The organism is Nesterenkonia sandarakina (assembly GCF_003003175.1).
Classification (GTDB): Bacteria; Actinomycetota; Actinomycetes; order Actinomycetales; family Micrococcaceae; genus Nesterenkonia; species Nesterenkonia sandarakina_A.
This window is the reverse complement of the sequence record NZ_PVTY01000004.1, coordinates 162,415-189,236: the sequence shown is the minus strand read 5'-3', so window position 1 is coordinate 189,236 and position 26,822 is coordinate 162,415. Positions and strand designations below refer to the sequence as shown.

Annotated in this window: 22 protein-coding genes and 3 tRNA genes; 13 read left to right on the top strand and 12 right to left on the bottom strand. The window is 66.1% G+C overall.

The features are described 5' to 3' along the window. Positions 1-968 precede the first annotated feature (968 nt). From BCL67_RS04725 to BCL67_RS04710, 4 genes are all read left to right on the top strand, one after another. On the top strand, positions 969-5,036 hold the full coding sequence (locus tag BCL67_RS04725; protein ID WP_106122294.1) for a Pls/PosA family non-ribosomal peptide synthetase: 4,068 nt from the start codon (positions 969-971) through the stop codon (positions 5,034-5,036). 14 nt (positions 5,037-5,050) lie between these two features. Further along, positions 5,051-6,082 carry a 4-hydroxy-tetrahydrodipicolinate synthase gene (gene dapA, locus BCL67_RS04720; RefSeq protein WP_106122293.1) on the top strand — a complete coding sequence of 344 codons (1,032 nt, stop codon included), beginning with the start codon at positions 5,051-5,053 and terminating at the stop codon, positions 6,080-6,082. Then, complete coding sequence (locus tag BCL67_RS04715) at positions 6,079-7,302, top strand: heparan-alpha-glucosaminide N-acetyltransferase domain-containing protein (protein ID WP_106122292.1); 1,224 nt, start codon at positions 6,079-6,081, stop codon at positions 7,300-7,302. Before dapA ends, BCL67_RS04715 begins: the two co-directional genes overlap by 4 nt. Before the next feature lie 109 nt (positions 7,303-7,411). Continuing rightward, a complete protein-coding gene (locus tag BCL67_RS04710) occupies positions 7,412-7,603 on the top strand; it encodes a hypothetical protein (RefSeq protein WP_106122291.1) in 192 nt (63 codons plus the stop codon). Positions 7,604-7,650: 47 nt separating this feature from the next. On the opposite strand, the gene BCL67_RS04705 is transcribed toward BCL67_RS04710, so the two are convergent. After that, positions 7,651-8,253, bottom strand: a complete 603-nt coding sequence (locus BCL67_RS04705) for a 4'-phosphopantetheinyl transferase family protein (RefSeq protein ID WP_181255885.1) — start codon at positions 8,251-8,253, stop codon at positions 7,651-7,653. Positions 8,254-8,389: 136 nt separating this feature from the next. Between BCL67_RS04705 and BCL67_RS04700 the strand changes: the two genes are divergently transcribed. Both BCL67_RS04700 and BCL67_RS04695 read left to right on the top strand, forming a co-directional pair. Continuing rightward, complete coding sequence (locus BCL67_RS04700) at positions 8,390-9,724, top strand: M1 family metallopeptidase (protein ID WP_106122289.1); 1,335 nt, start codon at positions 8,390-8,392, stop codon at positions 9,722-9,724. 148 nt (positions 9,725-9,872) lie between these two features. After that, the gene (locus tag BCL67_RS04695) at positions 9,873-10,793 is read left to right on the top strand and encodes a hypothetical protein (protein WP_106122288.1); all 921 of its coding nucleotides are present in this window, start codon (positions 9,873-9,875) and stop codon (positions 10,791-10,793) included. A gap of 22 nt (positions 10,794-10,815) precedes the next feature. Here BCL67_RS04695 and BCL67_RS04690 read toward each other — a convergent pair whose 3' ends face one another. Together BCL67_RS04690 and BCL67_RS04685 are read right to left on the bottom strand one after the other, a co-directional pair. Beyond that, on the bottom strand, positions 10,816-11,250 hold the full coding sequence (locus BCL67_RS04690; protein ID WP_106122287.1) for a hypothetical protein: 435 nt from the start codon (positions 11,248-11,250) through the stop codon (positions 10,816-10,818). Between the two features lie 151 nt (positions 11,251-11,401). Then, positions 11,402-12,655: a LuxR C-terminal-related transcriptional regulator gene (locus BCL67_RS04685; RefSeq protein ID WP_106122286.1), complete on the bottom strand. Its 1,254-nt coding sequence runs from the start codon at positions 12,653-12,655 to the stop codon at positions 11,402-11,404. Between the two features lie 139 nt (positions 12,656-12,794). Between BCL67_RS04685 and fdhA the strand changes: the two genes are divergently transcribed. From fdhA to BCL67_RS04660, 5 genes are all read left to right on the top strand, one after another. Beyond that, on the top strand, positions 12,795-14,012 hold the full coding sequence (fdhA, locus tag BCL67_RS04680; RefSeq protein WP_106122285.1) for a formaldehyde dehydrogenase, glutathione-independent: 1,218 nt from the start codon (positions 12,795-12,797) through the stop codon (positions 14,010-14,012). A gap of 223 nt (positions 14,013-14,235) precedes the next feature. After that, the gene (locus BCL67_RS04675; protein WP_146131078.1) at positions 14,236-15,927 is read left to right on the top strand and encodes a GAF domain-containing sensor histidine kinase; all 1,692 of its coding nucleotides are present in this window, start codon (positions 14,236-14,238) and stop codon (positions 15,925-15,927) included. Beyond that, complete coding sequence (locus BCL67_RS04670; protein WP_106122283.1) at positions 15,924-16,604, top strand: response regulator transcription factor; 681 nt, start codon at positions 15,924-15,926, stop codon at positions 16,602-16,604. The genes BCL67_RS04675 and BCL67_RS04670 overlap by 4 nt, the downstream gene beginning before the upstream one ends. 111 nt (positions 16,605-16,715) lie before the next feature. Then, complete coding sequence (locus BCL67_RS04665; protein ID WP_106122282.1) at positions 16,716-17,408, top strand: BON domain-containing protein; 693 nt, start codon at positions 16,716-16,718, stop codon at positions 17,406-17,408. Positions 17,409-17,419: 11 nt separating this feature from the next. Continuing rightward, a complete protein-coding gene (locus BCL67_RS04660) occupies positions 17,420-18,058 on the top strand; it encodes a sigma-70 family RNA polymerase sigma factor (RefSeq protein WP_258174755.1) in 639 nt (212 codons plus the stop codon). A gap of 8 nt (positions 18,059-18,066) precedes the next feature. On the opposite strand, the gene BCL67_RS04655 is transcribed toward BCL67_RS04660, so the two are convergent. The 6 genes from BCL67_RS04655 to BCL67_RS04630 all read right to left on the bottom strand — a co-directional run bounded on the left by BCL67_RS04655 (position 18,067) and on the right by BCL67_RS04630 (position 20,429). Beyond that, positions 18,067-18,813 (bottom strand): GAF and ANTAR domain-containing protein, encoded by a 747-nt coding sequence (locus BCL67_RS04655; protein WP_181255884.1) that lies wholly within the window; start codon positions 18,811-18,813, stop codon positions 18,067-18,069. A 146-nt stretch (positions 18,814-18,959) separates the two neighbouring features. Then, positions 18,960-19,409 carry a hypothetical protein gene (locus tag BCL67_RS04650; protein ID WP_106122279.1) on the bottom strand — a complete coding sequence of 150 codons (450 nt, stop codon included), beginning with the start codon at positions 19,407-19,409 and terminating at the stop codon, positions 18,960-18,962. A 162-nt stretch (positions 19,410-19,571) separates the two neighbouring features. Further along, positions 19,572-19,766, bottom strand: a complete 195-nt coding sequence (locus tag BCL67_RS04645) for a ferredoxin (RefSeq protein WP_106122278.1) — start codon at positions 19,764-19,766, stop codon at positions 19,572-19,574. 257 nt (positions 19,767-20,023) lie between these two features. After that, positions 20,024-20,096, bottom strand: a tRNA-Phe gene (locus BCL67_RS04640). Positions 20,097-20,158: 62 nt separating this feature from the next. Continuing rightward, positions 20,159-20,232 (bottom strand) — tRNA-Asp (locus BCL67_RS04635). Positions 20,233-20,356: 124 nt separating this feature from the next. Then, positions 20,357-20,429, bottom strand: a tRNA-Glu gene (locus tag BCL67_RS04630). A 104-nt stretch (positions 20,430-20,533) separates the two neighbouring features. Here BCL67_RS04630 and BCL67_RS04625 point away from each other — a divergent pair. Together BCL67_RS04625 and BCL67_RS04620 are read left to right on the top strand one after the other, a co-directional pair. Then, positions 20,534-20,899: a metallopeptidase family protein gene (locus tag BCL67_RS04625; RefSeq protein WP_106122277.1), complete on the top strand. Its 366-nt coding sequence runs from the start codon at positions 20,534-20,536 to the stop codon at positions 20,897-20,899. Between the two features lie 444 nt (positions 20,900-21,343). Then, the gene (locus BCL67_RS04620; protein WP_146131077.1) at positions 21,344-23,296 is read left to right on the top strand and encodes a C40 family peptidase; all 1,953 of its coding nucleotides are present in this window, start codon (positions 21,344-21,346) and stop codon (positions 23,294-23,296) included. 148 nt (positions 23,297-23,444) lie between these two features. Here BCL67_RS04620 and BCL67_RS04615 read toward each other — a convergent pair whose 3' ends face one another. The 3 genes from BCL67_RS04615 to BCL67_RS04605 all read right to left on the bottom strand — a co-directional run bounded on the left by BCL67_RS04615 (position 23,445) and on the right by BCL67_RS04605 (position 26,788). Further along, positions 23,445-24,611, bottom strand: a complete 1,167-nt coding sequence (locus tag BCL67_RS04615) for a universal stress protein (protein WP_106122275.1) — start codon at positions 24,609-24,611, stop codon at positions 23,445-23,447. A 79-nt stretch (positions 24,612-24,690) separates the two neighbouring features. Then, entirely contained in the window at positions 24,691-25,722 is a 1,032-nt protein-coding gene (locus BCL67_RS04610; RefSeq protein WP_258174769.1) for a glycerophosphodiester phosphodiesterase, read from the bottom strand. A gap of 109 nt (positions 25,723-25,831) precedes the next feature. Continuing rightward, positions 25,832-26,788, bottom strand: a complete 957-nt coding sequence (locus tag BCL67_RS04605) for a hypothetical protein (RefSeq protein WP_106122274.1) — start codon at positions 26,786-26,788, stop codon at positions 25,832-25,834. Positions 26,789-26,822 lie beyond the last annotated feature (34 nt).

Below are 26,822 nucleotides of genomic sequence, written 5' to 3'. Positions count from 1 at the left end.
AGTCGAGGTCTGGCAGGGTCTGGATCGGGGCCTAATGTTCAGGCCAGACCCATGACGATGCACCGGCTTCGCTTCCCTCAGAATGAGCGCGGCCGGGGCGCAGAGATCATTCTGGTCAGGGGCCTGGTTGACGCTGGGGGCGCGCTGACCAGAGATGCTGTCTTGAACGGTGGGGGAGACGGACATAGGGACACACCTTCCTGGTCCCCGAGAGATTCCGGTGCAAGGATGCTGACCGGGGACGGTCCTTAAGTGCTTAGATCCTTAAGTAGAGTATCGACGGCTTGTCAGTTCCACAAGATGTGATAAAACTCACACTTGTTACGCGACGCGATCCGCACCGAGCTGATCGCACATCCTCACTCGACACAGCCTCAGCATTCCCTATGACGCCATACTTCCGCACGATATCTGACCAGTGGGTATGTGGAACGGGGTAGCACACTCCTCATCAGACCAGGTCAGGCGGCCATTACATGACCCCGAACATGATGCGGGGTGCCGCACCGGCCAGCTCACGCAGCGTGTCCCGGAGCTCGCCCGAGAAGTGGACCCTCTCGCCTGGCCTCGGGCCCCCTCCGATGGACCAGATTCCGACACCGCGGCCGTAACCCGATCCCCGTGCGCGCCGCTCGGTTCACACGTAGTCACGCGGGCCCCGCGGCCCCAGGTCAGCTCGGTATCGGCGCACGCCTGGGCCCACTAGGCCGCCCGGGTCATTGTGTTGACCCTCCTGTTCATAACCTCAACCAGGTCAGCCGGGTCCCGGCAGCTTCCCAGCACCCGGGATGGTCGTGGTCGAGCACATCGACCGGGCGGTCACATCAACAAATTGTGAAACCTCATTGAACGCGGCCACTACTGACGGCGTATCCCTGTTTGCAACAGCTCCGACATGTGGAGCCGGAACCCCTAAGTCGCGCCAAAATCTGGATCCGACGCAGACTTGCCCAGACGAAAAGGTGATTATGGTTCTATACGAAGGCTCACCGAAGGCCGTCCCCTCGGTGTCCCTGGACCTTGCACTCCAGACTGCTTCTGCCCCCGTCCACCGTGAGACGACGCCGGACGAGGTCATTGCATTGACCGCTCCGGCAGGCGCTTCCAAAGGCATTGCCAACGGGAACACCCTCGCCCCCTCGACTGCCGTCTACTCCGGCGGTGCGGTGACCTCTCCGCGCACCCTGTTGGACATCTTCTTCCACTCGGTGGACACCTACCCAGATGCGATCGCTCTCGACGACGGGGCCGTCGCGTTGACCTATCTGGAGCTGCTGGGTCGTATGGAGACGGTCTCGCTGAGCATGCGGGCATCCGGCATCGGCACAGGTGACCGGGTGGGCATCCGAGTGCCCTCGGGCACCGTGGATCTCTACATCGCCGTCCTGGCCGCTCTCTACCGCGGCGCCGCCTACGTTCCGGTGGACCACGACGAGCCCGAGGAGCGCGCCAGGGTCGTATGGCAGGAGGCCGGGGTCACCGCAGTGATCGAATCAGGCCTCAATGTGCGCCTCCTGCCCGAGTCACCCCCGCGCGGAGCCGACCGGCCTCCCACCGGCGACGACGACGCATGGATCATCTTCACCTCGGGCTCCACCGGCAAGCCGAAGGGCGTTGCCATCTCACACAGGTCAGCGGCGGCATTCGTGGACGCCGAGGCCTCGATGTACTGCCTCGACTCACCGCTCGGCCCCGGCGATCGCGTGCTGGCAGGCCTCTCGGTCAGCTTCGACGCCTCCTGCGAAGAGATGTGGCTGGCCTGGCGCTACGGAGCCTCCCTGGTCCCAGCGCCGCGCGATGTCGTCCGCTCGGGCGAGGACCTCGGCCCCTGGCTGGTCGAACGCGGCATCACCGCCGTCTCGACCGTCCCGACCTTGGCCGCGATGTGGCCGGCAGAGTCCCTGGAGAATGTTCGGCTGCTGATCTTCGGCGGCGAGGCCTGCCCGCCGGAACTCGTGGCCCGTCTGGCCACCGAGGGCCGCGAGGTCTGGAACACCTACGGACCCACCGAGGCCACCGTCGTGTCATGCGGCGCTCTGGTCGACGGGTCGACGCCGGTGCGCATCGGTCTTCCGCTCCTCGGCTGGCAGCTGGCAGTTGTGGATGCCGCTGACCGACCGGTCCCCTGGGGAGAGGTGGGCGAACTGGTGATCGGCGGAGTCGGACTGGGGCGCTACCTGGATCCGGAGAAGGACGCCGAGAAGTACGCTCCCATGACCACTCTCGGCTGGCCGCGCGCCTACCGCAGCGGTGATCTTGTGCGAGCCGAGATGGAGGGGCTGATCTTCGTGGGCAGGGCTGATGATCAGGTCAAACTCGCCGGTCAGCGCGTTGAGCTGGGCGAGGTCGATGAGGCGCTCAGTAACCTTCCGAACGTCGCCGCAGGCGCCAGCGCGGTGCAGAAGAGCCCGGATGGCAACGGCATCCTCGCAGGCTATCTCGTACCGGCACCCGGCCGGAGGATCGACCTGGTCGAGGCACGCGCTCAGCTCACCGAACAGCTCCCGGGGCGGCTTGTACCCGCCCTGGCAGTGATCGACGAGCTTCCGGTGAAGACCTCAGGCAAGGTCGATCGCAAGGCACTTCCCTGGCCGCTCCCGGCCGATCCGAGCGCCGCGGCAGCAGCCACGGCGCTGCACACGGACTTCGTCTGGCTCGCCGAGAAATGGACGGGCCTGCTGGGGCCGGTGCCGATGACCGCGGACAGCGACTTCTTCGCACTGGGCGGTTCAAGCCTGACCGCGGCGCAGCTCGTCTCGACGCTGCGCAAGCGCTACCCAGACGTCTCGATCGCTGACCTCTACGCCCATCCCACGCTCTCTGCGATGTCCTCACACCTGCGGCAGCTGGATCCGGGCACCTCCGTGGCACGGACGACTCGTCCCACACCACGGTGGACCGGCCTCCTGCAGATGCCGCTCATCGCAGGTCTCTACGGCATCATCGGACTGCGCTACGTGACCGGCATCGCCATCGTCTGCCTGGTGCTGTTCCAGATCGGTGAAACTCCGTGGGTGCCGAACCCGCCCCTGGTGCCGACCCTGGTCGCCTGGCTGGTCCTGTTCAGCTTGCCCGCCAGAGCGCTCGCCGCCGTCGGGTCTGCACGACTGCTGCTCCACGGGGTCAGCCCGGGCATCTACCCCCGCGGCGGGTTGGTCCACGTGCGGCTCTGGGCTGCCGAACGGATCATGACCTTCTGCCAGTTGGACGCACTGATGGGGACTCCCTTCGCACCGACGCTTGCCCGCGCAATGGGCGCAGGTGTCGGCAAGGACGTGCACCTGGATGCCCTTCCGCCGGTCACCGGCTTCGCCGCGATCGAGTCGGGTGCATCCATCGAGCATGACGTCGACCTCGCCGGTCACTGGTTGGAGGGCGACGAGCTTCACATCGGCGTCGTCCGGATCGGTCAGAACGCCCGCGTGGGCACCAGGTCGACCCTGCTCGGCGGGGCCGTCGTCGGGGACAACGCCGAGATCGCCCCCGCAAGTGTGGTCAACGACATCGTCCCCTCGAACGAACACTGGGCAGGTTCCCCGCTGGAGCGCATCGGCGCCTCGGGGCAGGACTGGCCCGACACCGAGGAGGCCAAGGAGCACCGCACACGCGGCGTCGACCTGCTGTACCCGATCGGGCTCGGCCTGCTTGGACTGCTGGGGCTGGTGGCGTCGCTGCCCGGAGCCGCCCTGATGCTCTACCTGATCTCAGACTATGAAGCACTGGTCCCCGCGCTGTGGACGCTCGCGGCGTGGACCCCGGTGTTCATCATCATCTCGGTGGTCATGTACCTCGTCCTGCTTGCTGGATCCGTCCGGCTGATGGGGCGGCTGATGCCTCGCGGCACCCACTCGGTCCACAGCGTCCCCGCGTGGGCCGCCTGGATGTCAGGACGGCTGATGTCGAAGTCGCTGATCACCATGTATCCGCTGTACAGCAGCATGCTCACCCCGGTCTGGCTTCGCCTGCTCGGTGCCCATGTGGGCAAGGACGTTGAAGCCGCCACCGTCGAGGCGATCCCGCATCTGACCAGCGTCGGTGACAAGTCCTTCCTGGCAGATCACTCCCTGGCCTCCTCCAAGTACGTTCGGCGCGGCTGGCTGAAGCTCGAAAGCGGCAGCGTCGGGAAGAAGGCCTTCCTCGGGAATTCGGCCATCCTCGGTCCGAACCAGCGGATGCCATCGAACTCGCTGGTCGCCGTGCTGTCCTCGGCGCCGAAGGACATGCCGCCGAACTCCCTGTGGCTGGGCAACCCGCCGATCGAACTCCCTCGGGCCGCAGAGAAGGTCGACACCTCGCTGACCTTCGATCCACCGCGCAGGCTCAAGGCTGCCCGCGCGGTGGTCGAGCTGTGCCGGATAGCACCGATGTTCATCACCGCATGGCTGGCGCTGACCACGGTCTGGGTGCTCGCCACGGTGTACACCAGCTACGGATTCGGGGTCGCTGTGATGCTCTCCGGGCCCGTGCTGCTGGCCAGCGGGATCCTGGCCGCACTCATCGCGATGACCGCCAAATGGCTGCTCGTGGGCAGGTTCACAGCAACCGAGAAGCCGCTGTGGAGCTCCTTCGTCTGGCGCAATGAGCTGGCCGACTGCTTCTCCGAAGCTCTCGCCGTCCCAGGTCTGATCCGGATGAGCCTGGGCACCCCGCTGCTGAACCTGTGGCTGCGCGGCATGGGAGCACGCATCGGTCGAGGCGTCTGGTGTGAGACCTGGTGGCTGCCGGAGTTCGACCTGATCCAGCTCGACAGGGGCTCCTCGGTCAACCGCGGCACCGTCCTGCAGACCCACCTCTTCCACGACCGGATCATGCGACTGGACCGGGTCCACTTCGAGGAAGGCTCCTCGCTCGGGCCGAATAGCATCGTGCTCCCCGGCAGCTCGCTGGGTGCACACGCGAGCGTCGGCGCCGGCTCCCTGGTCATGCGTTCGGAGAGCATCCCGGAGTCGACCACCTGGAACGGGAACCCGATTCGCCGCGCCGTCGGCACAGTCGGATCGCGAGATTCCTTCGCACCCACCGGAACAACCCGTTGAAAGGAGGACGCACCATGGATTCGGCACCCGATCTCAGGTTCCGCGCTCCCCAGTTCGGCACCCTCATGACGGCGATGGTCACTCCGTTCGATGAGTCGGCACAGCTGGACTTGGAAGGAGCCAGGGACCTCGCTCGCTGGCTCACCCGAGACGGCTGGAACGACGGACTCGTGGTCAACGGCACCACGGGCGAATCGATAAGCACCACCGATGCCGAGAAGACCGCCATGGTCAGGACGGTATCCGCCGCTGTCGGAGGACGCGTCTGCGTGATCGCCGGCGTCGGCTCAGGCAGCACGCAGCACAGCATCGAGCTGGCACAGGCCGCGGCCGGGGCCGGGGCCGCTGGACTCATGGTGGTCGCACCCTACTATTCGCGTCCCAGTCAGGCCGGTATGCTGCGGCATTTCACCGCCATCGCGGACAGCACCTCGCTGCCCGTCATGCTCTATGACATCCCTCGGCGCACCGGGGTGGAGATCCGCCGGGAGACTCTGGTCGCCGCCGCGGAGCACCCGCAGATCGTCGCGGTGAAGGACGCCAAGGGCGACCTCGCCTCCAGCTCCTGGGTCATGCAGCACACCGATCTGCACTACTACTCAGGAGAGGACGTGCTGAACCTGCCGCTGCTCTCGATCGGCGCCGTGGGCCTCGTCTCCGTCATCGGACACGTCGCCGCCGATCTGCTGCGCCAGATGCAGCGCTGTCATCAACAGGGAAGAGCGGTCCAGGCGGCCGCGGTCCACCGTCAGCTGGTCGCCGTCTATGAGGGGATGTTCCGCGCACCAGCGGCCGCCTCGGTCAAGGCCGCCCTGGCGATGCGAGGGCTGCCCGGCGGTCCGGTCCGGATGCCGCTGATCGAGCTCGACGACTCGCAGCGGCAGCAGCTGGCCCAGGACCTGGCCACCTCCGGGATCCCGGATCTGCCTGTTCCGCGGCGACCCAGGCCGAACCGCCACGCCCCCAGTCGACCCGCCGCGGCACAGGCCGTCACAGTGTCGAAGTCCGCCGAATCGCAGCCCGTCCTCAGCCAGCGTCTGCCATGAAGGACACCCTGAAAGGCGACTCCGCCACCACGGCGCCTCACGCATCCGCGATCCAGCAGAAGCGCAGACGCCGTCTGATCGGAGTCGATGCTGCCCGCGGGCTCGCGCTGCTGAGCATGATGGCGATCCACATCCTGCCGTCCTGGACCGACGACGGCGAACCGACCTTCGTCTGGACGATGTTCTCCGGTGTATCGGCAGCGCTCTTCGCCCTGCTCGCTGGAGTCGCGCTGGCATTCATGACCGGTGGAGCTCGTCCGCCCAGCGGCCACGCGTTGACCGCCTCCAAGGCTGCGCTGGCCGCCCGAGCGGCACTGATCGCGCTGATCGGACTCCTGGTCGCCTCAGTCGACCCGCCGGCTGCGATCATCCTGGTGTACTACGGTGCGATGTTCCTGCTGGCGATCCCACTGCTTCGGCTCCCAGTCAGGGCGCTGGTGGCGCTGGCCGTCGGCATCGCAGCGCTGGGCCCCGTCCTGATCCATCTGGTCGGCGACGCACTGCCGGACCTCGACGGCTACGACCCCAGCTTCACGACCGTGGTCACCGACCCGATCGCGTCGGCCAGCGTCGTCCTGTTCACGGGCAGCTTCCCGGTGATCCCGTGGATGGCCTACGTGTGTGCAGGCCTTGCCATCGGACGTCTCGACCTGCGAGCGACGTCCACCGCCATCCGGCTGCTCATCACCGGCACGGTGGTCGCCGTCGCCGCCTGGTTGAGCTCCGCGCTGCTGCAGGGTCCGCTCGGTGGTCACCACCAGCTGCACGTGGCGACACCCTGGTCGCCTGTGGTCATCCACGACTTCCTCACCTGGGGGCCACCTCCGGACCTTCCGACGACGACGTGGTGGTGGCAGACCGTCCTGGCTCCGTATACCTCGACTCCGTTCGAGGTCCTCAACGCACTGGGCACCGCCGTCGCGGTCCTTGGAGCCATGCTGCTTCTCGCACGGGTGGCCGGCAGGTTCCTGGCACCTCTTGCAGCCATCGGCAGCATGACCCTGACGCTGTACACCGTGCACCTGCTCCTCCTGGCCTCCGGGTTCCTCGCGGAGGCACCATGGGCGTCCTTCGCCTTCCAGGCCTCTGCGGCGATCCTGTTCGCGATGGTCTGGCTGCATTTCAGGGGTGCCGGCCCGTTGGAGCGTGGGATCACCGCGGTCTCCCGCACCGTCCACAACCGGGTGGAGGAGCGCCTACGAGGAGGAACACCGAGATAGCACCATAGTCAAGCCTGTAGTTTTCGGTCCACTACACTTGCACCGAGAACCAGGCGTCGCCATATGTGCACGCCTTCCTACGTTTTTTTCCACGGTGCTGGAGGGGTAAGTGCGCAGTATCCGGGACGAAGCGGCCCAGGCCCTGTACAACGAACGCAGGAAGCTGCTCGCCGGTCTCATGATGTCGGAGGCTGAGCCATGGGAGGACCTGCCCGAGGACGTGAAAGAACGTTGGCGGAGCAAGATCGACGGCGCCCAGACGCCCGAAGGTTCCACCGGACCCGGGACACACGGCGAGTAGCTCGGCGGACCGCGTCGTCGACTCAGAGCCACCGCCGTCTCGTCGGCTCATCGTCGCGGGAGAACGAGCGGCCCGGCGTTCTGCGCAAGGGCCATCATCACGGATCCATCGGTGCCCGCGTCGTCTCGGCTGGGCAGGTCGGTCACGGTGACCCGCGTGTGGCTGAGACACAGGGGCGCTTCCCATGGCTCATTGAGCACCACGTCCGCGGGCGCCAGGCCTCCGCGGCCGACATCGAAACCCGTGTGCAGCGACTTGAGCACCGCCTCTTTCCGGACCCAGGTCCGCAGGAGCCGATTGAGTCTGTCGACCTCGGCCGCCCCCGTCGTCGCGCGGAACCACTCCAGCTCCTGAGGCGCCAGGATGACTTCGGCAAAAAGGGCCGGCTCCGTCGTCGAATCCAGGAACGGCTGGACCGCCTCGATGTCGATCCCCAGCGAGAGCTGCTCCCCCGGCCCGGCGCACGCCGCCGCGACGAAACCATGGGAGCGCGACCTTGAGAGTTCCACCCGCCTGCCCTCGATCCGCGCCTCCGGTGCTCCGCGGCGCTGGACCAGCTCCACACGTGCCGGGTCGACCCCATAGGCGTCGGCCACCAGGGCGCTCACGATCGAGTCCGCGTCGTTGGTGCGTCTATAGGCCCAGTCCACCGGTCCACCTCCTGAAAGCTCGGTCCTGGTTGACGACCGACCAGGAATGCGTGAGCTCATCTTCACATCGTTTTGCCGCCTGCGGGTGCTGTGCACTGAACTCTGACGATCTTCGCAAAGGATGCGTGTCTCGCTGATGATCCAGCCCGACTCCTATACCCCGACCTCCGGGTCGGCGGAGCTCCAGATCGACCACTACGACCTGCATCTGGACTATGAGATCCAACCGAACCGACTGAACGCCCGCGCGGTGCTCCACGGGCGCGTGCTCGCGGAGACCTCCGCCATCGAACTCGATCTGCGCGGACTCAAGGTCAGCGGGGTGCAGCTCAACGACGCCGCGGTCAGGTTCAGACAGACTCGCACCAAGCTGGTGCTGCCCGCAGACCTCGCCGCCGATCAGGCGATCACCATTGTCGTGGACTACCGGGGGAAACCCCGACCGCAGAAGGGCCCCTGGGGCGACGTCGGATGGGAAGAGCTCACCGACGGCGTGCTGGTGGCCGGACAGCCGAACGGAGCTGCCACCTGGTTTCCATGCAACGACCACCCCGGACACAAGGCGACCTTGAACTGCACCATCCTGGTCGACTCGGACTACACCGCGATCAGCAACGGCGAGCTTCTCCACGTGACCCAGGACGGCGACCGGCGGGCCTGGACCTGGGAATCCAGGGCGCCGCTGGCGACCTACCTCGCCACGGTGCAGATCGGACAATACCGACGCGGTCCGATCACGAACGCGCAGCACGTGCCGGCGCGGGTCCCGCTGCTCCTGGCCTGTGGGGACCATCTGTGGCGGCAGGGCCAGGATGTCCTGGCCAAGCAGCACTCCATGATGGCGGTCTTCGAGCGGGACTTCGGGGAGTACCCGTTCGACTCCTACGAGGTCGTGGTGACCGACGACCCCCTGGAGATGCCTCTGGAATCTCAGCCGTTGTCGATTCTGGGTTCGAACCATCTCGGTGCGGACTGGACATCGGAGCGGCTGGCCGCCCACGAACTCGCCCACCAGTGGTTCGGCAACTCCGTGACCCCGCGCCGATGGTCTGACATCTGGCTCAACGAAGGCTTTGCCACGTATGCGGAGTGGCTCTGGTCGGAGGCGTCTGACCAGCTCGACGCCGACACCCGCGCCCGCGCGGCACATGATCGGCTGGTCTCGCTTCCGCAGAACATCCTGCTGGTCGACCCTGGTGCAGCGCATATGTTCGATGAACGCATCTATCTGCGCGGCGCCCTCACACTGCATGCTCTGCGGATCTTCCTGGGCGAGGACCAGTTCTTCGGACTTCTGCGATCTTGGACCGCCAAGCACCGTCACGGCACTGCGTCGACCGGCGACTTCCTCGATCACGCCGAGCTGGTGTCTGGACCACAGACGAGGTCAGTGCTGCAGGGTTGGCTGTTCGACCCATTGCTCCCCGCCTGCCCTGAGCGGCGGGTTCATCCGTGGGCGCCGCACTCCTGATGAATCATGATTCCGCTGCTGCCCCGCATCTCTTACACTTCTCACAGAAGCCGCTCGCGCGCAGGCACGAGTCTCCTCCCATCCGCCGGCCAGGGCCTCCGCCACGCCCTGCAGGCCGACGTCGGACGCAACAGCAAGGAATCCAACTATGACCAGACGTTGGGCCCTGCTCTCCGGGCTGGTGGCTGCTGTGCTCGCGGCCTTCCTGGTGTTCTTCGTCCTGGCCCTCCTCCTGGGAGAGGACGAGAACACCGAGGCTGCCGCGGACTCGCCTGCGCGATGTGAGATGCACGGGATCGACCGACCAGATCCTCGGGCAGACCCCGATCCGGTGACCGGCACCGGAGGTGCGACCGAGGGCGGGCAGGACTCGGTGCAGCTGAATCAGGGGTTCACCTCGGAATCCGCGTCCAGTGAGTATCACCTGTTCACCCGGGGAGTGGACTTCAACGAGCCGGTCGGTGTGGTGGTCAGGCTCCACGGTGACGGCGGAGCCGAGTACGACGATCCCGACGGCCTGCTCAACTGCCTCGCGGCGGTCGCTGCGTCACGCAACATGGTGCTGCTGGCCCCGCTCACCCCGGATGTGGAGGGCGAGCTCACCTGGTGGGAGGACATCTCGACCAACCTCCCATGGCTGCAGGACCTGCTGGACGAACGTGTGCTGGCACCCTATGGTCTCGGCCCTGAGGACGTGTGGTGGATGGGGTACTCGGGGGGCGCCGAGATGATCTCCTATGGCGTGCTCCCTCGGAACCCGCAGTCCGTGACCGGCGGCGCCCTCATGCTCGGCGGCGGAGGTGCCCCGCAGGCCCTGGTCGAGGAACCCAGCTCGGAACAGCTCGAGTTCCTGGACCTGATCTGGGTGACCGGCACCTTGGATAACGGCTCGGTGCCCTACGCGCCCTTCGACGCGTTGACCGCAGCCCAGGAGGGCTCCAGCTGGTATCGCGAACAGGGCTTCATGCAGGTGCGTGCCGAGTTTCCGGAGGGAGAGGATCACTTCTCGCTGCGCCAGGCGCGGATCCTCGATGAGGCGCTGAGGGAGGATCCGGTCGCCTCAGAATGACAGGCGACCTCAACACCAAGGCCTATTCGGCCGGGTCCTCGCAGGACAGTTCCTCCCAGACGCCACCCCGGGCATCGCCGATCGCGGCGACCTCCTCTTGGATGGATTGGACTGCTTCCGTGACCGTTGCGTCGTCCTCCAGGTTCTCCACCGATGAAGTCAGCTGCTGATAGGCCTCATCGAGCTCATCGACGCGGTCCTGCTGGACGTCACCGAGGTCTTCGAGGGCGGCTTGGACCTTCTCCTCCAGGTTGTCCCTCTGGGCGCGCACCTCCTCGACCGTGGAATCCTCGTCCAGTTCGATCTGGGCCTCCTCCACCGCCGATCCCAGCTCCTCGACGGAGGAGCATGCGGCGTCAGTGTTCTCTTCGGGGGTCTCGCTGGCACATCCCGCCGATGCAGCTGTCCCCAGCAGGATCACGAAGACCGCCGCTGCGATCCTTCTGTGCTCAACCATCTCTTTCCTACCTCCTTGATCGACGGGACGTGGAGTCCCGTGTCGGAACCTGTATCCGCCAATAGTGATCCGGGGTTGGGACAAGTCTGGACGAGAGTGGGCAGGTCGACACTGCCGTTCATCCGAAGGGGATGAGCCGGTTCTTGTACTCTCAGGCCTGCTGTTCCGTCAGGAGCGCGGCGATGGCCTCCGCACGAGAGCCGGCCTGCAGGGTCTGCAGTATGCGTGAGATGTGGAACTTGACCGTGTTCTCGCTGATGCCCAGTTCCTCGGCAATGGCACGGTTCCTGCTGCCCGCGGCCAGAAGGGTCGCCACCTGCACCTCCCGCGGTCGCAGACCGGCGATCGCGGCAGTGGACGGTCCCGCCGGGGGCGGGTCCAGCGGCAGGACGGCCGAGAGCTCGGCCCCCCAGCCAGCTGTCGAACTCACCGAGAGCTGACCTCTGAGCGCCTGGACGCGCTGCCCCGCGATCTGCCGCAGCGCATCGGCGTCGAGCGTGCCGCCATCGCCGTCGTCCCGGATCCTGACCACCAGATCACTCCCGTCGCAGTCCCACTGCACGCGGACCCGGCTGACCTCGGAACTCTCCATGCGGCTGAGGATGACCCGGGTGACCACGGCCCGGGCTCCCCGAGCGACATCATCGGGAACCAGGTGGTCCCCCTCCAGCGGGTCGATGAACTCCAGGTCGACGTGCCAGTGACGCGTGGCGGACCAGAGCTCCTCCTTGAGCCGCGCGAAGGACATGTTGACGGACTCCTCGGCCACGACGCGCGCCTGTTCAGTCATCCCGTTGAGTCGAGTCAGCCCTGCAGCGGATCTGGCAAGGGCAGAGTCTCGCGCCGCCGAATCAGAAAGCTGCCCCGACCGGAGCGGAGCGAGGATGCTGTCCAACGTTGCCGAGTACTCGTCCTGGATCTCGCTCAGCGCCCGCAGCCGCACTCCCGCCGTCGAGCGTGCATGGCGGAGATACTCCGGTGCGGCTTCATCTGCGCGCTCCTGCAGGTGCAGCGAGACGATGTTCCAGATGTCCAGCAGCGGCGCAGATGTCGCGACCGGGCCTGGATCGGTGATCACCAGGAGGGCGCCGTTGCGTGCCAGGACCTGAAGCGCCGGACGCTGCGCTTCCCCGACGCGCAGCGTTGTCCGATGAACGCCCTCGACGCCGCCGGCCCCTCTTCGCAGCTGGTCGACATCCAGTCCGCGCACGCCACGTTGGACGGCAGGGTCGCCGGTGCATTGGATGCGACCGCCGCTGGCATCTGCGGTGAGCATGACCAGTGCGGAATGTGTGACCAGTGGGTTCAGCAGTTCAGTGAGTCCGCGAACGATCAAGCCGAGCGGCGAGGCAAGCAGGTCGAAGAGCTCGGGGAGGAGACCGTCGAGACCTGTGACGCGAGCCATATTTCAAATTCTACTGACCCGACCTACCTAAAGGTAGAGCTCTGCCCGGTCTCACGGGTCATTGAGAAGACCCACGGCCAGCTAGAGACTTTATCCATGTGACGGAAATCGCTCGTCACGATCCCACGAGAGGATAACAATGTCTACAAACAGTGCAATCGCGTACAAGAGCCCAGGTGTGGTCGAGGTCGTGGACACCCCGTATCCCGAGTTCGAGCTCAAGGACGGACCCGGCGTCAACCCGGCCAACATCGGTCGCAAAGTGCCGCACGGGGCCATTCTCCGGACCGTCGCCACGAACATCTGCGGCTCGGACCAGCACATGGTGCGAGGCCGGACCACTGCGCCTGCCGGCCTCGTCCTCGGACACGAGATCACCGGGGAGGTGGTGGAAGTGGGCCCCGATGTGGAATTCATCAAGGTCGGCGACATCGTCTCCGTGCCGTTCAACATCTCCTGTGGACGGTGTCGCAACTGCAAGGAGCGCAAGACCGGGATCTGTCTCAACGTGAACCCGGATCGCCCTGGCAGCGCCTATGGATACGTCGACATGGGCGGCTGGGTCGGCGGGCAGGCCGAGTACGTGCTGACGCCCTATGCCGACTGGAACCTGCTCAAGTTTCCAGACCGGGACCAGGCGCTGGAGAAGATCCTCGATCTGACCATGCTCTCTGACATCTTTCCGACCGGGTTCCACGGTGCATACTCCGCCGGCGTCGGACCCGGATCCACGGTATACATCGCCGGCGCCGGCCCGGTCGGGCTCGCCGCCGCTGTAGGTGCACAGCTGCTGGGCGCCGGTGCGGTGATCGTCGGTGACCTCAACGAAGAGCGACTGGCGCAGGCCCGATCCTTCGGATGTGAAACCGTCGACGTCTCCAAGGGCGACCCACGCGACCAGATCGAACAGATCCTTGGGGTGCCAGAGGTCGAGTGCGGCGTCGACGCGGTCGGTTTCGAGGCACGTGGGCACGGCGCTGATTCAGCGAAGGAGGCCCCGGCCACCGTTCTGAACTCGCTGATGGACCTCACCGAGGCCGGTGGCGCACTCGGCATTCCTGGCCTCTACGTCACCGGCGACCCGGGCGGGGTGGACGAGGCGGCCCAGGTCGGCTCGCTCTCCATCCGTCTCGGTCTGGGCTGGGCGAAATCCTTGTCCTTCACCACCGGTCAGTGCCCGGTCATGAAGTACAACCGCCACCTCATGCAGGCGATCCTCCACGACAAGGTCCAGATCGCCAAGGCGGTCAGCGCCACTGCGATTGCGCTTGAAGACGCCCCGGCGGCCTACGCAGAATTCGACAAGGGCGCGGCGAAGAAGTTCGTGCTCAACCCCAACGGCTACATCAAGAACTGAGCCGCTTCGGGGGCAGGCCACATGAGGTCTGGGGCCTGCCCCCGAATCAGGCACGACGACGACGCCGGCGCTGGCCGCTTACGAGGTTCGGCTCGGCAGAGTTCACCGGAGAGCTCGGAGAGCTCGGAGAGCTCGGAGAGCTCGGAGAGCTCGGAGATCAAGACTGCCCTCTGAGTGGCAGCGCACCTATGCTGAGGTGTATAGACCCTCGAGGGCAGAGCCGGTGACTCCAAGTTCAGACTTCCGTGACCTCTATGCGTCCGACGCGCACACGCCGAGCCGGGCGGAGATGGCGCGGAGCAATCACTTTCTGACCGCTGACCATGGACTGCTCAACCTGCTCCAGGCCAGCCAGCTCGTGACCGGGGAACTGGACGTCGACCAGGTTCTCTTCAACCTGGCCGAAGCTGCCCGCACCCTGGTGGACGCGCATTTCGGCGCTCTCGGGGTCGTCGATGACAAGGGAGAGATGGAGCGATTCATCCACGTGGGAATGCCCCCAGAGCTCGTCGAGCAGATGGGCCACCCCCCTCGCGGTCTCGGCGTTCTCGGCGCGGTCCTCAGCGGCGGCGCCCCCATCCGGCTGCGCAACCTGGCGGACGATCCGCGCTCTGTGGGCCCACCTCTGGGACACCCCGCGATACAGGCCTTTCTCGGGGTCCCCATCACCATCCGGGGAAGTGTCTACGGCGCCCTCTACGTCACCAACCCCTCCAAGAAGGCGTTCACCGCGCACGACGAGGCGCTGATCAAAGCTCTGGCTGCGACCGCAGCGACTGCGATCGATAATGCGCGCCTCTACGAGAGCTCTCGCCGGTCTCAGGAGCTCAGCGCAGCGCTGGGCGACGTCGCGGGAAAGTTGTTGAACGTCGGGAGCACCGAGGTGTTCGGCGTCCTTGCGGAGAGCCTCGTCTCACTCACCGGGGCGCAGCTGGTCAGTGTGGTGGTCTCCGAAGCGGTCGGCAGCGAGCTCTATGTCGACACGGCTCGTGGAGTCCGTGCCGCCCGGATCGAAGGCTCCTCGGTCCCCTGGATGGACTGCGTGCTCTCCCGCGCCATGGACGGGGAGCCCGGAATCACAACGGAGGGGGGAGAGGAGCCGGTTCCCTTCGCCGATGACATTCCCAGCGCGTCCATGGTCGCTGTGCCGCTCGTCGTCGACGGCGACCGCGTGGCGGCGCTGTGCGCGACCCGATCGGCGGATGAATCGCCTTTCACCCAGGACGACCTCGCGCTGCTCTCGGAGTTCGCAGCCCAGGCCGGTCTGGCAGTCGCCCTGGCCTGGGCCCGGGCTGACAAGCAACGGCTGGAGATCGTCGAGGACCGCGCACGCATCGCCCAGGATCTCCACGACCATGTCATCCAGCGACTCTTCGGCACAGGACTGGGGCTGGAGGCCCTCGCGTCGCCACATCCGCAGCTCACCGACAGCATCGAAACGCACGTGACTCAGATCGATGCGGCGATCGCTGACATCCGGACCGCCATCTTTACCCTCCAGACGCGCACCGGTGCCGAAGCCACCCGTCACCGGCTGCTGCGGATCCTCGCGGAGCTCTCCGGCACTCTGCCCACGCCCGCTCAGGTCACCTTCACCGGGCCCATCGATCTCATCATCGTCGGCCCGCTGGCCGACGACATGGCCGCGGTGCTCCGCGAGACGCTCAGCAACGTGGTACGGCACGCCGACGCGAGAACGGTGGAAGTGGCGATCACCGCAAACTCCCACACCGTGGAGCTCAAGGTCGACGACGACGGCATCGGGCTCTCCCCCGACTCGTCCCGACGCAGCGGAATCGAGAACCTCAGCGCCAGAGCTCGGGGCCACGGTGGGGACTTCACCGTGTCCGCGCGCAGCTCAGGGGGCACGCGGGCACTGTGGCGGGTCCCTGTGGACGCTCCGGAGCTCCCATGATCAGGCTCTTCCTCGTCGATGACCACGAGGTCGTGCGATGTGGCATCGCTGCGCTCATCGACGCAGAACCAGGCATGGAAGTCGTCGGAGAATCGGACACGGTCCGAGGTGCGCTTGTCCGGATCGCGGTGACGCGGCCGGACATCGTCGTGCTGGACGTGCAGCTTCCGGACGGCAACGGCATCGAACTGTGTCGCCACATCTGTTCGAACCACCCCGAGACCGCCTGCCTGATCCTCACGGCCTATGACGACGACGCCGCGAGCGTCGCCGCCGTCGTCGCCGGCGCCTCGGGATATGTGCTCAAGAACATCCGTGGACGACATCTGATTGAGTCCATCCTCCGGGTCTCCGAGGGTGAGAACCTGGTCACTCGCGATCTTGCCCACAGGGTCCACTCCTCGCTCAGCGCCAAGGCGGCACAGTCGCAGGAGCAGTCCACAGACTCGGCGCATCTCGAGCTCACACTGCGTGAGACACAGGTGCTGAGGCTCATCACTGAAGGGCTCACCAACCGGCAGATCGGAGCGCGGTTGGACCTCCGGGAGAAGACCGTGAAGAACTACGTCTCCGGGCTGCTGGCGAAACTCGGAATGGACCGCCGCACTCAGGTGGCCGTCTATGGCGCAATGATGACCACGGAGACTCCCCCACCCAGCCGAGAAGCCGAGCACTGAGCTGCCCACGGGAACGACGATAGGACCTAAGGCCCTACAGGATGCCGACAGCTGAGACGACCGTGGGATCAGACCCGCAACCCGGTGGGCAGAGACCAGAGGACTTCGTCCATGCAGATCGCATCCTCGAGAAGGACCTCCCCCAACCTCGTCCTCCAGACTGCTGCGGCTCTGGAGCTGGAAAGAACCCCCGAGCTCGACGCCTCCAGACTGACCGTCTGGGCCGCGAGCTCAGCGGTCACTGTCTCAGGTGCTGTCGGGTCCTATTCCGCGCTCACCGCCGTCGGGCACGCCATGCGGCGGGTGCGGGGAGTGAGCTCAGCGATCATCAACGTGGTGGTGGACCCGGCCGCTTCCCGAGGTGCCACCGATGGCGATATCCGCAGAGTCGTGGAACGAGCCTTGACCTGGGCGCCAGCCGTCCCCAGCGCGGTCAAGTCTCAGGTGCGCAATCGTCATATCACCCTGACCGGTGAGGTGGACTGGGACTTCCAACGCAGAGCCGCCCAGCAGGCAGTCGAAGACCTGCGTGGGGTGAGCTCGCTGGACAACCGGATCACCCTGAGCAGATGCAGGCATGTGGAGACCGCCGGACAACGGCTGGAGTACGCCATGCTGCGCAACCCCCGCCTGGACGCGAGCCATGTGTCGGTCACCATCGTGGAGCACACAGCCATCCTCACCGGCCATGTCGCGACTCTGGAGGAGAAGAAGCAGGCAGGCCTGGCGACCTGGGTCTGCTCCGAGGTGACCCAGATCGAGAACCGGCTGGCCGTTCGACCGGACTCACCCCGGCTCGGGTAATGGCCCTCATCATGGCTGTTCACCCCGCCGCTGATCGGAGCTTCAACGAGGAGACGACCTTCAATGTCGCGGAGTCCTACGCCGCGCACGGAGCAGCCCTCTTCGCGTACGCGCTCAACGCATTGGACGACCGGGCGGAGGCACAGGACTGCGTCCACGAGGCCTTCATCCGGGCCTGGCGGAACAGGACGCGCTCCAGCAGCTCCCGAGGTTCAGCCCGGACATGGCTCTTCGCGATCGAGCGAAACCTCGTGGTCGACGCGCTGCGGGCTCGAGCTCGGCGTCCGGTGCCCTCCGACTCGGAGAAGATCCAGCAGGTGAGCACCCCGGTCACGGAGGACCTGGTGATCGTGGAACGGGTCACGCTCTACGAGTCTCTAGCCAGCCTCACCCCCGAGCACCGGGAGGTCATCGCCGCGGTGCAGCTCGACGGCCTCGGGTATGGGGAGCTTTCGGATCGCACCGGAGTCCCGGTCGCCACACTGCGGACACGGATGTACTACGGGCTCAGAGCCCTGCGAACGGCGCTTCGAGATCCCGCCCAGGATGCGGAGGACGCCGGCGCGCCGGCAGGAGTGCGACGCCGAAGCACCGCGTCCGGCAGCGACGCCGAGACCCCCGCTCGACTGGAGGCTCGTCGCCGTTTCTAGCTGGGGCCTCAGGTGTTGCTGGTGCTGCGGTTCCCGCTGTCGTCCTGCGGCCGACCGGCGGCGATGATTCGTTCAGCAGTCTCTCGCACCGTGACGCCCTCCGAACGGGCCACCTGGATCAGCGAGGAGGCGGCGGCGTTCTTGTCGATCCCGCGCTGGTTCATCAAGATGCCTTTGGCGATATTGATCATGTCGCGCTGGCGCATCGCATCGGTGATCGATCCACCACGTCTCACCGGGAAGTCGCTCGTCTGCAGCTGCGCCAGCAGCGCGGCAGCCGGCCCGGCGAACATGGTCAGCAGCCGTGCGCTCTCCAAGGTGAAAGCCTGTTCCGCGGAGGAGTACACCTTCATCGCACCAACAATGGTCGCCCGGTGCTCCAGAGGTGTGCTCAGCACAGACCGGACCGGCAGCCCGACGACGGCGGCGGACCAGTCCGGCCACCGTCGATCTGACCGAACGTCATTGACGTTGACGGTGACTTGCGATGCCCAGGCACTCAGGCACGGGCCCTCCCCGGTGGAGTATTGGAGATCATCGGCCTCGCGCACCACCGAGTCGGTGCTGCCGGCACTCACTCTCCGACCGGCGCTGCTTATCACCGACACCCCTGCACCGATGGCTCTGGGAACTATGTTCTTGGCCGCTCGAGCCAGAAGCCCCACCACGTCTTCTACGGTCTCCTCACTGAGCAGCATGCCGTTGACGCGGGCGAAGACCAGCGAAGGTTCATCACGCGGTGTTTCCGTTGTCATCATCATCTCCTTCTGGCGGCCCCGATGGCACCCGTCACAGGCAGCACCGGCATGAATCCATGCATCCCCGACTCCGGAGGGCGTGACCGTCTCCGCATGGAGTCCCGTGCGCGGACACGTCCTGGGAACGGGAGCTTGTCGTTCTTTCAGGCGGGATGGAGGCTCTTGCCTCGGTCCGGGGGCGCACCCGTGGGTGGGCGCCAGCGAAGGAAGGGACGCCGTTCGTAGGTGGTGTCAGATCGCGATTCCTCGCGGGAGTCGGAGTCCGCGTGCGGGTCACGAGGATCTATGGATGCAAGCTCATCCAGGACGCAGGGCCTGGGAAAAGGCGGGGTCACCAGTGTGATATCCGGCAGGCCTTTGGGAGCCCGGTATCGAACGAAATACATCTCCAGAGCCGCCAGCCCGACGGGCTCGATATGCGCTGTCGCCCGCAGGTCGACGATGAGATCAGGAGACGACGGTATGCCCGACCATTGGTCGAAGACTGCCGAGGCTGCCGCGAAACTCTCCAAGGTCAGGCAGCCCAGCACCTCGACGGTGATCGGCCCAGACAGGCCGGCGGTGCTGATGACTACTCGAGAAATGTGCTCCATGGGACACCCTTGTCTGAGAAACAAGAGCCCGACTGCTTGAGCTATGGGCGAAGCGTATCGAACGGAGCCATAGCCGCCTAGAGTCCAAGGCCTGCTGCCGCGTCTTGCCTGCGAGGGAGCGTCTCAGAGGCGCGCGCCACCAGTCCCGCAAGGCTCAGGGCTCTACTCGTCTATGTGGACGGACGCCGATGGACAGAAGTCCGCAGCTTCCCGGACCAGCTCGTGCTCGGCTGCCGGAGGATCGTCATCGAGCAGCTGCACCTTGCCGTCCTCGGCACGTTGTGCAAACACGTTCTGGGCTGAGAGCACACACTGTCCGGCCGCCACGCAGGTGTCCTCGGTGGTCGAGATCTTCACTGAGTTGGTCCTTCCGTCAGGGGACGACTCAGCAGCGAGAGTGAAGTCCGCCGATCACGGGTGGGCGGGGAATCTCGCGGAGGTCGAGCCGATCCCAGCTCCGCTATGTGGTCCTGGTTCCTATACTCGTCCTCCACCTCGGTGGACACAAGGCCGTCGACACCGCTGGGTCCGGCGTCGAAGACCTGCAAAGCGACCCCAGACACAAGAAAACCCCCGGATATCCAGGGGTTTTCTCACCCGATGCCGGGTAAAGGTGGCTCCGACCGGCGTCGATCCGGTGACCTTTCGATTTTCAGTCGAACGCTCTACCAACTGAGCTACAGAGCCATAGTTCGCCTACTTGAGCGACGACTCGCTCTCCGACCAGATTCTCTGTACAGAGAGTGAAGCGACCCTGACGGGACTTGAACCCGCGACCTCCGCCGTGACAGGGCGGCGCGCTAACCAACTGCGCTACAGGGCCTTACTTTGTGCCGATTGGCACGGAGAGAAACTTTACCAGTCTCACCCCTGCTGGCCAAATCCCACTTTCGCGAGACTCGAACCCCCACCTGCGACTTGTCACCGCAGACTCGGTTTCACCAGAGTACCCCCAACGGGATTCGAACCCGTGCCGCCGCCGTGAAAGGGCGGTGTCCTAGGCCGCTAGACGATGGGGGCCCGATCCCTGGTGGGAACCTGTAAAAGTTTAGGTCCAGCACCCCCGCAGAGCAAATCCGAACCTCCGGGCCAGCATCCAGGTTCTGCTTCCCTAGGATGAGGCCATGGCATTTCCCATGAGCGATGAGGATTTCGACGCCGCCACGACCGAGGCCCTGGACAGCATTCCCGCGAATCTGGCTGACCAGCTCGAGAATGTGGCGATCTTCGTCGAGGACCGCTACGAGCCTCAGCCGTGGGAAGACCCCTCGATGGTGCTCCTTGGACTCTACGAGGGCATCCCGCTGACCGAGCGCGGCGGAGAGGGCTGGTCCATGCCAGATCGCATCACCTTATATAAGGAGTCGATTCTGCAGATGTGCCACAGCCGCGAGGAAGTCATCGATCAGGTCACCATCACCGTGATCCACGAGGTGGCCCACTTCTTCGGCATCGACGACGAGACCCTGCATCGCCTCGGCTGGGGCTGAATGCGGCTGACTCTCGGCAATAACCGTCGAGGAAAAAGCCAATAGCACAGTCTCATTGCAATGCCGGGGAGGCTCAACCTTCAACCTACTTGAAGGTTGAGCCTTATGCTTTATGCCGCTACATCCCCGGAATGACAGGGAAGTAGACCTCACAGCTAGATCACAGGAACGACACGACCTGTTGCCAACATGACAAATCCACAACTATCGTTGCCGGCGTAGCGCCAAAAGGCTCGAATCGCGTTCCCATCGTTACGCTTCGGCCTCTGGATCACACGGCTATCACCGCAAGGCGATCACCTTTTTGATTGAGGGTTTTATTACTGTCTTTCCCTAGGTCCGCCTGGCCACGTGAGTCCAAGAGCTGAGGCACCCGCGAGTCGAACCTTGCCCCGTGAGACGGGCTGCGGCGCTTCCCCAGTGAGGACTAAGTGAGGATCTACCGTGAAATACCGTCGCAATCTTGCGGTGGCCGCAGTCACTGCCGCCGTCGTGACGACAGCGCTGGTCGGGACAACTCTCCCCGACCTGGTGGCCGACCGGGCCGCCAATGCCGTCGAACAGAATGATAAGAACTCAGTCGCTGTGACTGAACTCCCCGCGGTCCCTTCCGCGAAGGAGATCTCCACGGCTCGGGACTCATCCCAGGCCACCGACCAGATGATCGACGAGATCTCTGACCGGATCTCACAGGCCAGCCAGCGAGCCCTTGAGCTGGAGACCTCGATGCAGGAACAGCACCAGGCCGCCGTCCAGGCCCAGGTCGAGGCCGATGAGGCAGCCGCCGAGGCCGATGAAGCGCGCACCGCCGCTGAAGAGACCCAGGCCGCCGCCGTGGAGGAGTATCAGGAGCCTGAGACCTCCGCCGCAGAGGTCCTGCTCACCGAAGAGGACAGCCTGGCCGACGCCGCAACTGATGCGCAGCTTGAAGAGCAGGCTGAACTGGACGCCGTCGCCGCCGAGCAGGCGGCCGCCGAGGCCGAGAGCCTCGCGGAGCAGGCTCGCCAGAACTCCACCAGTGCCGCAGAGGCGGAGGAGAACGCGGATCGCGCCACCGAGACCACGCGCAATGACGTCGAACAGGTCGGCGAGACGCTCCAGGGGCTCCTTGAGAACCTGATGGAGCTCGAAGGCTGGGAAGGCGATCTGCAGAGCTTCTTCGAGCAGATCCTCGGCAACAGTGACTTCATCGACGAGAACGGCGATGTCGATCACGAGCAGCTGACGTACCGGATCACCGCGCTGCGGGCGGATGCCGAACAGGCCCGCATCACCGACGAAGCCGCTGAAGAGGCAGCCGAGGCCGCAGCTGCCGAGGAAGCAGCAACCGCCGAGGCTGAAGAGTCAGCCGCAGCCGAAGAGACAGCGGAACTTGAAGAGGCAGCAGCACAGGCTGCTGAGGCCGAGGCAGCCGAAGCTGCAGCGGCCGAGCAGACCGAGGCCGCCGAGACTGCCGCCGCCGAAGAAGCTGCCGCTGAGGAGGCAGCCGCCGCTGAAGCCGCAGCTGCCGAGGCTGCAGCGGCTGAAGCTGAAGCTGAAGAGGCCGCCGCCGCACAAGCTGCAGCGGCCGCAGAAGAGACTTCCTCGGAAGGTGCGGACGGGGAAGCCGCACCTTCCGAGGAGCCACAGCCGGCACCCGCTCCGGAGCCCGCGATCGCATCATTCGGCGAACTCAGCACCACCATGCAGTCGCTGATGCGTCAGGGCGCCGAGCTCGAGTCCTCCTTCAGCGGAGGAGCTCAGGACTACTACCGGGCAGTGCTCAGCAACGATGCACTGACCAACGCGGACGGCAACGCATCCTGGAACAAGATGCGCTGGCACGTGGACTACCTCGCAGCCCAGGTCGAGCCGGAGCCAGAGCCAGAGCCCACCCGGGCGCCAGCACCTGCACCGGAACGCACCCAGGCCCCTGCACCGGCACCAGCCCCTGAGCCCACCCGGGCGCCAGCACCTGCACCGGAACGCACCCAGGCCCCTGCTCCGACGCAGAGCCAGTCGCAGTCCTCGAACGTGGTCCCGGCCAGCAGCAACTCCAACGGCGCCGAGATCGCGATCAACTGGGCGGTCGCGCAGGCCAACCGCGGCGACGTCAGCTACGTGTTGGGTGCCAACGGACCCAACGCCTTCGACTGCTCCTCGCTGATCCAGCAGGCCTTCGGTCAGGCCGGCGTCAGCCTGAGCCGCACCACGTTCAGCCAGGTCAACGAGGGACAGGCCGTGTCTGTGGGCGATATGCGCCGCGGAGACCTGATCTTCTTCGGCAGCGCGACCGCACCGGGTCACGTCGGCATCTACCTGGGCAACGGCCAGATGGTCGATGCCTCCAACCCGTCGCGCGGCATCACCGTGCGGTCGGTCTACCAGACCCCGTCAGCTGTTCGACGGATGATCTGAGTTCAACGCACGTACAACTGAATAGCCTCTCACTGGATTCTCCCGCTCGCGGTAGGGCGGCGAGATGAACTGAAGATGATGAGGGCTCCCGGCGTCGGACACCGGGAGCCCTCATTTCTCTGTGTCTGGATTCCCCCAGTCGGACCGCTCAGTCTCCGAGCACCGGTCCGAACTCCGGGCGGTTCTCCAAGCGGGAGTCCTCGTTCTCTGGAACCACCATCAGCGGTCCCTCAGCGTGGTGCAGGACGCCCTGGGAGGTCGAACCGAGGAGCATCCCCGCGAAGCCGCCGCGGCCGCGGGTGCCGATCACGGTCAGCTGCGCGCCGCGTGTCTCCTGGACCAGCACGTCCACCGCGGTGCCGTCGATCACCTCGGCGTCGATCTGCAGGTCCGGGTAGTGGCTGTGCAGCCAGCGTCGACCCGCTTCGAGCTTTTCGCGCAGCTCCTCGAGCGCCGCGTCGTTGTCGATGCTGGTCGGGATCCAGACCAGCGTCGCACCCACCGGGGGCAGGGCGCATACGATGCGCAGGCTGGTGCCGCGCTCACTGGCCTCCCGGGCAGCCACCAGCGCGGCGACCCGACCGAAGTCGGATCCATCCACGCCCGCCGCCACGGGACGCGAATCCTTGGCCCGAATCGGAGGTGCGCCTTCGGCGATCACCGACGGCGCGGCACTGCCCGGCTGCCCTGACGAGCCGGCCGGCTGGTTGGGCCCGCCGACGATCGGGATGGCGCCGGTGGCCGTGGTGACCGCGTTGGACTCCTTGGAGGAGAACTTCAGCGGGACCAGGACGGTCGGGCACTTGGCATGGGCCGGAAGCGCGGAGGACACCGACCCGAGCAGCCGCCCCAGGAACCCTCCTCTGCCGCGGCTGCCGACGACGAGGACCACCGCGTCATGGGAGTAGTCCAGCAGGACCCCGGCGGGGTCCCCCGACTCGACCTCGTAGCGGACCTCCCCGGGGTAGTCCCGGAGGAACTCCGCGGCCTGCTCGATGACCTTCTCCGAGCCCTGACGAAGCGCGGAGTCATCCATCAGCGCGTAGCCGCCGTCCATCGAGGAGGCGGCGAATGCCGGGATCGAATAGGCGGTGACCACGGTCAGCAGCAGCTTCCTGCGGTGGGCCTCGGCGGCGGCCCAGTGCGCGGCGCGCAGGGACTGCTCGGAGCCGTCCACACCGACGACGACGCCGCGGGTCCTGCCGCGGGCCGAACCGGCGGGGCGCGGGGACTCCGCTGAGCCGGGGAGGCTGGATGACCGGCCGCTCCGCAGGGAGGCGCTGTCTGGAGATTCACGGTGCGGTGCGGGGTTCATGGTGAGCTCCTGGTGGCGATAGCGGTCAACTTGCGCCCATGATATCGCTCCATGCCTGATGAGACACCCGCTCACCGGCTCAATCGCTGGGGGTGACCGCCTGGAGCAGACGTGCGGGGTAGTTCGTCGTGATCTCCTGGACCCCGATGTCGATGAGCAGACCTGCGTCCTGCGGGTCATCCACGGTCCACACGCGGAGCCGAGATCCGCGTGCCACCCAGGCCTTGACCTCGGCGCGGTGCTCCTTGACATACGCAAGGCCGGGACCGGCGATGCCGACCCGCCCATTCCAGATCAGGGCCTCGGAATCACGAAGCGTTCCGCGCATCACAGCGGCCACCACTGGTCGTACCGCCATCGCCAGCGGCATCCGCTCCAGCCGCTTCTGCACCTGCGCCTCGGTGACCGAGCTGACCAGCGCACAGAGCTTGTCCGGGGCCACCATGTCGGCAAGGTAGAGCAGCGATCCGGGGTAGAAGCTCATGAAGGACACGGTCACGGCGTGCTGGCCGGATTCGCCGGCAGGGATCACCGACGTCTCAGGGTCCCATCCGAAGCGAAGCAGCGTCCGCAGCACCTTGGTCTCCAACAGATCCCCGAAGGGAGACGGGTGCTTCAGCTCCACGGCTAGTTCAAGGTCGCGGCCGGCGTCGATCATCAGCTCCAACACGTCGGCGAACGTCATCAGCTGCTCATGAGCGGCCCCGTAATCACCTGGAAGCTTCGGAGTCTTCCAGCTGGTGACATCGAGGGTGCGCATGTGGGCCAGGTTCAGCTCGGCCACCGAGCCGGTGCCGTTGCTGGTGCGGTCCACCGTGGCGTCATGGAAGCAGACCGGCTCACCGTCGGACGTCAGATGCAGGTCGATCTCGAGTCCGTCCGCGCCTTCCTCGATGGCACGACGGTATGCCGCCCGAGTGTGCTCCGGGAACAGCCCGGCTGCTCCCCGGTGGGCGAAGACTCTGGCGCGTCGACCACGGTGGGCCGCGGTCTCGCCGAGTGCCGGCGGGTCTGCCGGTGATGGGGCGCACAACATGGTCGTGTCGAGGCCGACCGGTGGGGCCAGGCGGAGGGAGCCTGCGGAATCTCGGTTCTGAGCGAGTTCTGACATCACGGTCTCAGACTGCGCCTAGCGGGACAACGGGGCGCGACGGTCGGGGGGCAGATTCGGAGAATCCTGCGTGAACATGGAGTGAATCACCGCGCGGGGGCCGTTCTGCTCAGCGCCCGGTCGACGTGGTCGGGTTGCTGGTCGATTCGAGCGTCTGGGCTGCGGGTTTGCCCTCGCGGCGCTTCTGCGGTCCACGCTGGGCCAGGATCTCGCGTTTGCGGCCGCGGCGCTCCTTGCGCTCGGCACGCAGCCGCTCGCGCTCCAGCGCCCGCTTCATATCAGCCACCAGGGACTCTGGAGTCTGCTCGGGGAGCTTCCCGAAGGTCTTGTGCGCGGACTTCACGATCTGGGTCGCCAGACGGTGGTTCGCGGCCCCGCCGACGACCATGCCGATGCCGAAGGGGATGGCCCGAGCAAGCATCGAGGTGCCCGAGCGGATGAAGAATCGGCGCACGAACTGCCGTTTGATCTGGTTGACGACCAGGCCCGAGACCCCGGAGGATCCGGCGGAGGTGTTCATCGGGACCAGGGATGAGAAGGGCCCGGAACCTTTGCCCCCGGCCTGCTGGGAGAGCTCCCCCAGGAGCTGACGACCCTGATCCCCGAGCATCACGCCCATCACGAGCAGCTTCGCCCGCTCGGGGTCTGCGGTGCTGATCCCGGAGAGCTCGGCGATGGACTGCGCGTAGAGCGCGCACGCCTCGAGGAAGCTGCCGGTGGCTGCGGCAGAGAGGCCGAGCGAGGTCACGGTGCCCACGGCCGGGACCGCGGCCGTCGCGCCGATCAGCGCGCCTCCGCCGGTCATCGCGCGGGTGAAGTCTTTGTCCAGCTGCGCGGCGAGCTCGCGATTGGAGAAGCTCGGGTGGGCCTTGCGCAGTCGTCGCAGGTTGGCCAGCACCAGCGGTCGCTGCACGGTGACCGCCCGGGTCAGCCAGCTCTCGGCCCGCGGGGTCAGCTTGCCGGCGTCGTCGAAGGCGTGGCCTTTGACCATGGAGACCGTCTGCTGGGTGAAGAAGCCTGAGGCCGCAGTACGCATGATGTTCCCGTTCGCAGAAGACTTCTTCATAGGCTCAGTCTAGGACGTGACCCCGACCAGGGGG

Bases quoted from the DNA above. Each gene is read 5' to 3' on its own strand.
- BCL67_RS04685 (WP_106122286.1), bottom strand. From the start codon at position 12,655: ATGGCTCGCGTCACAGGTCTCGACGGTCTCCTCCCCGAGCTCTTCGAC.
- BCL67_RS04665 (WP_106122282.1), top strand. From the start codon at position 16,716: ATGCAGATCGCATCCTCGAGAAGGACCTCCCCCAACCTCGTCCTCCAG.
- BCL67_RS04615 (WP_106122275.1), bottom strand. From the start codon at position 24,611: ATGAACCCCGCACCGCACCGTGAATCTCCAGACAGCGCCTCCCTGCGG.
- BCL67_RS04655 (WP_181255884.1), bottom strand. From the start codon at position 18,813: ATGACAACGGAAACACCGCGTGATGAACCTTCGCTGGTCTTCGCCCGC.
- BCL67_RS04690 (WP_106122287.1), bottom strand. From the start codon at position 11,250: ATGGTTGAGCACAGAAGGATCGCAGCGGCGGTCTTCGTGATCCTGCTG.
- BCL67_RS04625 (WP_106122277.1), top strand. From the start codon at position 20,534: ATGGCATTTCCCATGAGCGATGAGGATTTCGACGCCGCCACGACCGAG.
- fdhA (WP_106122285.1), top strand. From the start codon at position 12,795: ATGTCTACAAACAGTGCAATCGCGTACAAGAGCCCAGGTGTGGTCGAG.
- BCL67_RS04695 (WP_106122288.1), top strand. From the start codon at position 9,873: ATGACCAGACGTTGGGCCCTGCTCTCCGGGCTGGTGGCTGCTGTGCTC.
- BCL67_RS04715 (WP_106122292.1), top strand. From the start codon at position 6,079: ATGAAGGACACCCTGAAAGGCGACTCCGCCACCACGGCGCCTCACGCA.
- BCL67_RS04700 (WP_106122289.1), top strand. From the start codon at position 8,390: ATGATCCAGCCCGACTCCTATACCCCGACCTCCGGGTCGGCGGAGCTC.
- dapA (WP_106122293.1), top strand. From the start codon at position 5,051: ATGGATTCGGCACCCGATCTCAGGTTCCGCGCTCCCCAGTTCGGCACC.
- BCL67_RS04670 (WP_106122283.1), top strand. From the start codon at position 15,924: ATGATCAGGCTCTTCCTCGTCGATGACCACGAGGTCGTGCGATGTGGC.
- BCL67_RS04725 (WP_106122294.1), top strand. From the start codon at position 969: ATGGTTCTATACGAAGGCTCACCGAAGGCCGTCCCCTCGGTGTCCCTG.
- BCL67_RS04610 (WP_258174769.1), bottom strand. From the start codon at position 25,722: ATGTCAGAACTCGCTCAGAACCGAGATTCCGCAGGCTCCCTCCGCCTG.
- BCL67_RS04660 (WP_258174755.1), top strand. From the start codon at position 17,420: ATGGCTGTTCACCCCGCCGCTGATCGGAGCTTCAACGAGGAGACGACC.
- BCL67_RS04650 (WP_106122279.1), bottom strand. From the start codon at position 19,409: ATGGAGCACATTTCTCGAGTAGTCATCAGCACCGCCGGCCTGTCTGGG.
- BCL67_RS04605 (WP_106122274.1), bottom strand. From the start codon at position 26,788: ATGAAGAAGTCTTCTGCGAACGGGAACATCATGCGTACTGCGGCCTCA.